8 protein-coding genes, 1 tRNA gene and 1 pseudogene are annotated in these 7199 nt (G+C 55.7%); 3 read left to right on the top strand and 7 right to left on the bottom strand.

Going from position 1 to position 7199, the window contains the following annotated elements; translation table 11 throughout:
* Positions 1 to 296: 296 nt before the first annotated feature.
* The 7 genes from KQI26_RS14730 to KQI26_RS14700 form a co-directional block, all read right to left on the bottom strand.
* The gene (locus tag KQI26_RS14730) at positions 297 to 1319 is read right to left on the bottom strand and encodes a hypothetical protein (protein ID WP_253292895.1); all 1023 of its coding nucleotides are present in this window, start codon (positions 1317 to 1319) and stop codon (positions 297 to 299) included.
* A gap of 1 nt (position 1320) precedes the next feature.
* Positions 1321 to 1998: a PspA/IM30 family protein gene (locus tag KQI26_RS14725; protein WP_216505000.1), complete on the bottom strand. Its 678-nt coding sequence runs from the start codon at positions 1996 to 1998 to the stop codon at positions 1321 to 1323.
* Between the two features lie 196 nt (positions 1999 to 2194).
* A tRNA-Gly gene (locus tag KQI26_RS14720) sits at positions 2195 to 2270 on the bottom strand.
* Between the two features lie 87 nt (positions 2271 to 2357).
* Positions 2358 to 3473 (bottom strand): hypothetical protein, encoded by a 1116-nt coding sequence (locus KQI26_RS14715; protein ID WP_216504999.1) that lies wholly within the window; start codon positions 3471 to 3473, stop codon positions 2358 to 2360.
* The gene (locus KQI26_RS14710; RefSeq protein WP_371744213.1) at positions 3470 to 4084 is read right to left on the bottom strand and encodes a lactate utilization protein; all 615 of its coding nucleotides are present in this window, start codon (positions 4082 to 4084) and stop codon (positions 3470 to 3472) included. The genes KQI26_RS14715 and KQI26_RS14710 overlap by 4 nt, the downstream gene beginning before the upstream one ends.
* A gap of 3 nt (positions 4085 to 4087) precedes the next feature.
* The gene (locus tag KQI26_RS14705) at positions 4088 to 4963 is read right to left on the bottom strand and encodes a YitT family protein (protein WP_216504998.1); all 876 of its coding nucleotides are present in this window, start codon (positions 4961 to 4963) and stop codon (positions 4088 to 4090) included.
* Between the two features lie 174 nt (positions 4964 to 5137).
* Entirely contained in the window at positions 5138 to 5575 is a 438-nt protein-coding gene (locus KQI26_RS14700) for a GNAT family N-acetyltransferase (RefSeq protein WP_216504997.1), read from the bottom strand.
* Positions 5576 to 5577: 2 nt separating this feature from the next.
* Between KQI26_RS14700 and KQI26_RS14695 the strand changes: the two are divergent.
* The 3 genes and pseudogenes from KQI26_RS14695 (at position 5578) to trmB (ending at position 7063) form a co-directional block, all read left to right on the top strand.
* Positions 5578 to 5811, top strand: a pseudogene (locus tag KQI26_RS14695) (helix-turn-helix transcriptional regulator).
* On the top strand, positions 5795 to 6262 hold the full coding sequence (locus KQI26_RS15445) for a DUF6442 family protein (protein WP_253292894.1): 468 nt from the start codon (positions 5795 to 5797) through the stop codon (positions 6260 to 6262). The pseudogene KQI26_RS14695 and the gene KQI26_RS15445 overlap by 17 nt, the downstream one beginning before the upstream one ends.
* 108 nt (positions 6263 to 6370) lie before the next feature.
* On the top strand, positions 6371 to 7063 hold the full coding sequence (trmB, locus tag KQI26_RS14685; RefSeq protein WP_216504996.1) for a tRNA (guanosine(46)-N7)-methyltransferase TrmB: 693 nt from the start codon (positions 6371 to 6373) through the stop codon (positions 7061 to 7063).
* Positions 7064 to 7199 lie beyond the last annotated feature (136 nt).

The following is a 7199-nucleotide window of genomic DNA, read 5'->3' as shown; positions in this document are numbered from 1 at the left end:
TCCGCCCTACCCCTATCAATCCGCAAAAAGCCGCGACCTGTGCGTGGCTTTTTGCACTTCTCAAGGGCGGGGCGCCCCGCTGGTCCGGTGGCCGGACGGCCATACTTTCTTTGCTTTTCTGCGTACAACCGGCCCGGCGCGGGAGCGCAGTATGGGAGCGGCGGCTCGCCGCCAGCGCGGGAACGCAGTATGGGAGCGGAGGCACTCCGCCAGCCCCTTGCAAAAACTCGAAAAAGTGGCCTAAGCCACTTTTTCGACACGCTCAAGGCCCGGCAGACGCCAGGCCTTATGCTTTCTTATTTGTATTTGTTTTCTAGATCTTTCATCTCGTTGTCCTCAAAGGTGTTGAGATCGGTCTCCAGAATCTTTTTGGTCTGTTCGGCCTCCAGGTTCTTCTGCTGCTTGGCCTTCTTCCACCAACTGTACAGCAGCGCCACCAGCAGCACCACGCCCAGAATGATGGCCGGCATCATCCAGGCCGGACGGGTCACCGACATGATCCGGTCTCCCGCCTTTTGGAAAGCCTGGGCAAACATCTCGTCCTCATCCAGATCGGAATAGTAGTAATAATCCACATAATCCATCAGGATGTCCATGGCCTCATCGTCCAGCACGGTTTTGGCCTGCTTGCCGCACACATACCACATATTGTAATTCCCAGAGGAATTGTACTCCTGGAACAACAGCAGCATATGTCCCTCATCGGTGAACAGCTCATCATACAGCGCCTGGCAGGCCGCTTCCATATCCGACGAAGCGGGAGAAGTGGTGCCATTGACGGTGTCGGTGAGGTACAGATAGGGCTGCACGCCGGTTTCCTGGTAAAACGCCTTCATGCCCTTTTCCAGGGTACTGCTGCTGCGAACCCAGCCCAGCTCATCGGTATAATAACCGGTTTCATTCACATAGGCCTTGTCCAACGGCTCCCGCTTGATGGTGGAGCGGGTGATGTCCCCGCTTCCTGAAGAGAGGAAGGAACCGCCGTGAAGCACATTCCCCACACCGGAGAAAAGGACGAAAAGCACCAGCACCAACAGGATGGGCAGCAGGAATGTACTCCACAGACAGCCGCAGCCGCCGGGAGAAGGCCCGGGACCGGGTGCAGGACGGCGCGGGCCCCAACTGCTCCGATAAGTGGGGCGCCAACCGCCCATAGGCGGCCGGGAAGGGCCGCGGGAAAACCCGCCTCCAAATGAACCGCCGGATCGGCCACCACGGCCGCCGAAGGAGGAACCGCCTCCCATCCGTCCGCCGGAGGAGCGGCCGCCTCCGCCGCCGCTGGAGCGGCCACCGCCGCCCCCTCTTCCGCCGCGACCCATCTTACAGCCCCATCTCGGCCTTGAGTTTGGCCAGTTCGTCTTCCACGGCAGCACTGCCGCCGGAAGAATACTTCTCCTCCAAAGCCGCTGCTGGATCGGCGGGACGCTGGTTCAGCTCAGCCATGGCGTTAGCCTGATCCAGCATGGCCTGGGCCTTTTCCTCCATGCGGGCAAAGCCCTGGATGGCGCCGCCTGCGCCGTCAAAAGCCTCCTGGGCCCGGTTGACCTTCTCCTGGGTGCGGGCCACTGCCATGGTGGCCTTCACATTCTGCCGGCGGGCTTTCAGGGTATTGATGTCCTCGGTGAGCTTATCGTGCATCTGACGCATCTTTTCTGCATTCTGCCGGGCCGCCTGGTAGGTCTTTTCCAAAGAAACTCCCGCCTGCTCCAGCTCCTGCTTCTTCTGCAGGAAGACGCGGGCATCCCCTTCATTTCCGGCCAAAAGGGCTTTTTTGGCCAGATCGGTGTATTTCTCCACATCCTTCCGGTTCTCTTCCCACAGACGCTGGCAACGGTTTTCCTCCGCCATGACGGCGGCGGTTTCCTGCTTCACTTCGGCCAGGTCTTCCATGGCCCGGCGCAGATATTCGTCGATCATCTTCTCCGGGTTTTCCGCCTTGTCCAGAAGGGCGTTGATATTGGCCGAGATGATGTCGGCAAAGCGAGACAAAATTCCCATAGTTCGTGTTCTCCTTTCATTGTAAAAAGGTGTGGTTTCTTGGTTTTGTTATGGCACAAGTATGCCACACTCCGTCTGAAAAGTCAATTCACTACCCAAAGCCTGAGCTCCCAAGCGCTGCCGCACACGCCCAGGGCCTGGGACAAAAAACGGGAGAAAACAAAAAAGACACGGTCATCTGACCGTGTCTTTTCTATGGAGCGGATGACGAGGCTCGAACTCGCTACCTCCACCTTGGCAAGGTGGCGCTCTACCAGATGAGCTACATCCGCAAGTGCCTTATTATAATAGCAAACCCCTAGGGTTTTGTCAAGGGGTTTTTCCCCAGCGAAAAAAATTTTCTTTCGCCGGGGAGATCCTCAGGACAAATCGTCATAAACCCGTTCATTCCAGGTATAGCCCTGCTGCTTGCATTCCTCGGTGCTCATCAGGCCATGGTCGCCGGTGGGGTCATAGTGATACCACACCCCTTCGCTCTGCACCAGCAGCCACAGATAACTGATGTCGCCGTTCTGTCCGGCAATCAGCGTGGAGGGCACCCCCAGCTCATCCAGCAGCAACTTGGCCCCGTGGGCCAGCCCGGATTGGGCGGCCACCCCCTCCACCAGGGCCCCGTAGGCCGTGTATGTAGAAGTGCGGCTTTGCCGTCCTCCAGTTTCGGTCACCACCCGCATGGCCTTGTCATCATAGCGCACATGGTCTCCCAGGTATTTCTGTACGAAATCCAGGCGCTCAAAATCGCTCTTCCCATTAAACTCCGTGCAGATTTCCCGGGCGCGCTCCTGGGCCTGCTGCCCCTGCTCCAGCAAGGTCTCCCGGCTGTCGGTCCATTCCAGCTTCACTTCCACGATCCGCTTGGGGCCGGTTTTGGGATAAGTGGCCAGGCTGACGCTTTTCAGGCCATAGGCCGTGTCGGCCGCGCCATAAAAGCACCGCAGCACCCGGTCATACAGATCCTCTTCCCCATCCTCCAGGGCGCTCACCGAAAAATACGCCTCTGTGCCGTAGCCGGAAAGCAGCTCGGTGAGCCGCCGCTCAAACTCCTGCTGGCTGGGCGCTTCCCGCACGGCGGCGATCTCTTCCGGGGTGCGTTTGTATTGGATGGTGATGCTCAATTCTTCATAAGTGAGCATTTTGGTCTGGTCAAAGACAATGGAGGACACAGCAAAACAACCCAGGGGATTTTCGGTGGTAATCTCCTGGGTGATGCGGCTCAGATCTTCCTCCAGCGAGCCTTCGTAATTGCCCACAGGCAGGGTACTCAGCTCCTGGCCTGCGCCGATCATGCTCAAAACGGCGCTTTGCAGGGCATAGTAATTGCTCACCCCGCTGCTGAAACTTAGTCGGGATTCACTTTCCGCCAAAGAGGTGTGGGCGGTCTCCTTATAATATTCCCCGCTCGCCGTGCCGCATCCGGCGCACAAAACCGCCAGAATCCCGGCTCCCGCCAAGGCCAGGGCCTTTTTCCTGCTCAATAGCCCAGTTCCTCCTGGATGATCCACAGTTCCACCTCCACAGCACCGGGACGGCGCAGCGTGATATCCATCACATTGCAGATCCGCTGGGGGCTTTGGCAGTTATGACACACTCCATCTTTCACACAGGGCGTATCCAGCCCCAGGCGTTTGGCGTTTTGAGGCGCTGCCACATTCCGGGCCCGGTCAATAGCCGAAGTGATGTCGGGGCACAGTTTGTTGACCCCGCAGATGTAATAGACCTTTTCCGGCCCATAGGCCGCCATGGTCACCCGGTTGCCGGTGCCGTCGATGTTGACGATCTCCCCAGTGCGGCTGAGGGCATTGGCCGAAGTGAAAAAGACCTCACATTCCTTCTCCCGCTCCCGCCGCTTTTCTGTGGGAGTGACCCAGTGCCAGAAAACCGAATTGTTCTGCTCCAGGGCCTCATAAAACCCCAGCTGCTGCAAAGTCACCGAGCCGCCGAAGGCCACCTTTTTCCCCTGAACGGCCTGGACGATGGCCTGTCTTGCCTGCTCTCCGGTTTCAAAATACCGGGCCTTGATGCCGTGGCTCTCAAAATTCTTCAGCGTTTTCTCCATGGAAGCATCCATGCTCTCCACTCCCTTCACAAATCAAAATTCCTCGGCGAAATGGTCTTTGAAGCCCTCGCCGTAAATATCGCTGGCGGAAGAGACGATCAAAAAGGCCTGCGGGTCTTCTTCCTTGACGATCTCCTTCACCTTGGGGAACAGCTGCTTTTTGGCAGCGCAGAGGATCACCCGCTTCTCCTTTTCGGTATAAGCCCCCTGGCCGTGGACATAGGTGACGCCGATCTCCAGCTCGTCCATGATCCGCCGGGCGATGCGCTCCTCCTTTTCCGACACCACATAAACCATTTTTGCGGTATCGCTGCCATAGAGCACCACATCAAAGACAATAGCAAATACCATAATGGACAAAAGGGCATACAGGCCGGTGTTCACATTGCGAAACACCACCATGGAACAGATGACCACCACCAGGTCGGTGCAGAAAAACAGCTTGCCGGTTTCGATGTGCTTATACCGCAGCTTGAGAAGGCGCACCAGGATGTCGGTGCCTCCTGTGGTGGCGCCGGCCCGAAAGACCAGAGCAATACCCACAGCCAGCACCACGGCCCCAAAGAAGGCGCCCAACAGCAGATCTTCGGTGAGAGGGCCATAGGGGGTGAGCAGATTAACCACAAAAGAGGAAAAGAAAGTGACATAAATGGTGGACAGCAAGAACCGCAGTCCCAGTTTCCACACCCCAGCCAGCAGCAAGGGGATGTTGATGCACAGCATCAGCGTGCCGGTGGGCAGGCCGGTAAGGCGGTTGAGAATGACGCTGATGCCCACCACGCCGCCAGGGGCCAGCTCATTGGGGTCCAAAAACAGGGCCACGGCCGCAGCATAAATCACCGATCCGATGGTGAACAGGGTATACTGCCACAAAAGTTTTTTCCACTGGATTCCATTTTTCTTCCCCATGGGGATCGCCTTCCCTTCTCGCAGGTTCCTTTTGTTTCTATGATACCCGTCCTTTTGTGGTTTTGTCAAGGGAATGCCTCTGCTTTTTCCCCGTTTTCCGTCAAAATTCACTCTATTTCCCCATTAGTTCTCTTTTTCGTCCTTTTTCTTTTGATTTCTGCCGTTTTCTTTTATTTACTCCAGGATCAGTTCCATCTGTATTTCTCCATCCAGGGTGTTGCCCGTTTCCCCAAATCCCAGGTTGCGATACAGGGCCCGGGCCTTCTCATTCCCCGGCACATAGTAAAGCTGCACCCGATCAAACACCCCTGCCCGGCGTATCTTCTCCAGGGCCAGCTCCATGGCCCGGCGGCCATAGCCCTTCCCCTGAAACCGGTGATCGATCATAAACCGCCAGATCTCCACCCATTTTTTCTCCGGCCGCCAATCAAACATGATGAAGCCCACCGGTTCTTCTCCTTCATACAGGGCATAGGGGCGGGCGGTCTTCTGGAACACCCAGGCATGGGCCAGAGAATACAGATTGGCTGTGACAAATTTCTCCTGTTCGGCTCCGGTGGAAAGGTCCAGAACCTGCTGATAGTTTTCTCCGGTGATCTCCCGCAGTTCCATTTATTTGCTCTCTCCAGAAAGAATTGCGTACAGCGGCCAGGATGACGCAGCAGCAACTGGCCGATCTGGTTCATGTTTCATCAAGAACGATCATTTCCATTGAAAAAGAGTAATACAGCCCTTCTCTCATGCTGGCCTACCGGATTGCACAGGTGTTTGATGTCACGGTGGAGGAGCTGTGCTGCCTGCAAGAGAATAAGGAACAGGAGGATCGGGAATATGAAAATTTATCATAAAAAGAATTTTTCAGAGGGCCTGTTCATGCTGGTGCTGGGCCTACTGAATTTGTCCACAGGCATCAGTCAAAGCAGCATAACCATCAAGGATGGTATTGTGTGCGCTGCGCTCTTCTTGTTTGGCGGGACTCTGCTCCTGCGAAGCCTATCCCCAAGTGCCAGCCGCCAGGATAAAATCGAGGCCATGGACGAACGGGACCAACAAATCGATGTACAGGCCAAAAGCCATGCACTGGAATATGTCATTACAGCCACACAAATTTTAACGGTTCTGTGTTTGCTCAAAGGCAATCCTGCATGGAGAGGAAGTCTGTCTCTGCTGTTCTTCGGCATCGCCTTTATGCTGTTCTATAAATATCAGCAGTACACCGCAAAGCCGTACCGACAAGTTGGCATTGTTTTTCTCGCCATCGGGGTTGCACTCCTGGTTTGGTTTGCCGTGGCCGGATAAATCCAGCCCGACTCCGGGAAATTTCCCGGGGAATGGTTGCGAATGAAAGAACTTTTGAGTATAATAGATGAACTGACAAAAAATACGGAAAGAGACAGGTGAAACGCCATGCGAATGCGCCGCAAAAAGAATCTGGAGCCCCGCACGGCCCGGTGCGAAAAGGTACATATCACAGAGCCCCAGGCTCTCAAGGGAAAATGGGAAGAGCGGTTTGGCCGCAAAGGGCCCCTTTGGCTGGAAATCGGCTGCGGCAAAGGCCGGTTTGTGCTGCAAATGGCCCAGCATTTTCCCCAGGTGAATTTTGTGGCAGTGGAGCGGGACCCCAGCGCCCTGGTCATCGCCATGGAGGGAGCCATGGAACTGGGACTGACCAATGTGCTCTTTCTCAACCAGGACGCCATTGCTTTGGCCGATGTCTTTGACAAAGACGAGGTGGAGCGGCTGTTTCTCAACTTTTCCGACCCCTGGCCCCCCAACAACCGGGCCAAGCGGCGGCTAACCCACCCCAATTTTCTCCGGGTCTATGCCCAGTTCCTCTGCCCCGGCGGCAGCATCCACATGAAAACCGACAATCAGAAGCTGTTTGAGTTCTCGCTCAATCAGTTTGCCGATTTCGGTCTGAAGCTGAGCCAGATCACCTTTGATCTGCACAAGCTGCCGTTGTTTAATGTGATGACCGAATACGAAGAGCGGTTTTCCTCCCAGGGGCTTCCCATCTATCGGTGCGTGGCCACCTTCCCCGGCCCTGTGCGCCCCGATCCTGCTCCCCTTTCTCTGGAAGAAACCAAAACCGAAGAATAACAAAAACCCCGGCCATTTGAACTGCACCCCATTTGTTAGACAGTATGATATACTATCTAACAGATGGGGTGATTTATTATGTCAAGAGGAAAACCAAACAAACGATACACGCCGGAATTCAAGAAGCTGGTCGTAG

Source organism: Intestinimonas sp. MSJ-38, from assembly GCF_018917925.1.
Lineage (GTDB): Bacteria > Bacillota > Clostridia > Oscillospirales > Butyricicoccaceae > Pseudobutyricicoccus.
This window is presented reverse-complemented; position numbering and strand designations above follow the sequence as displayed.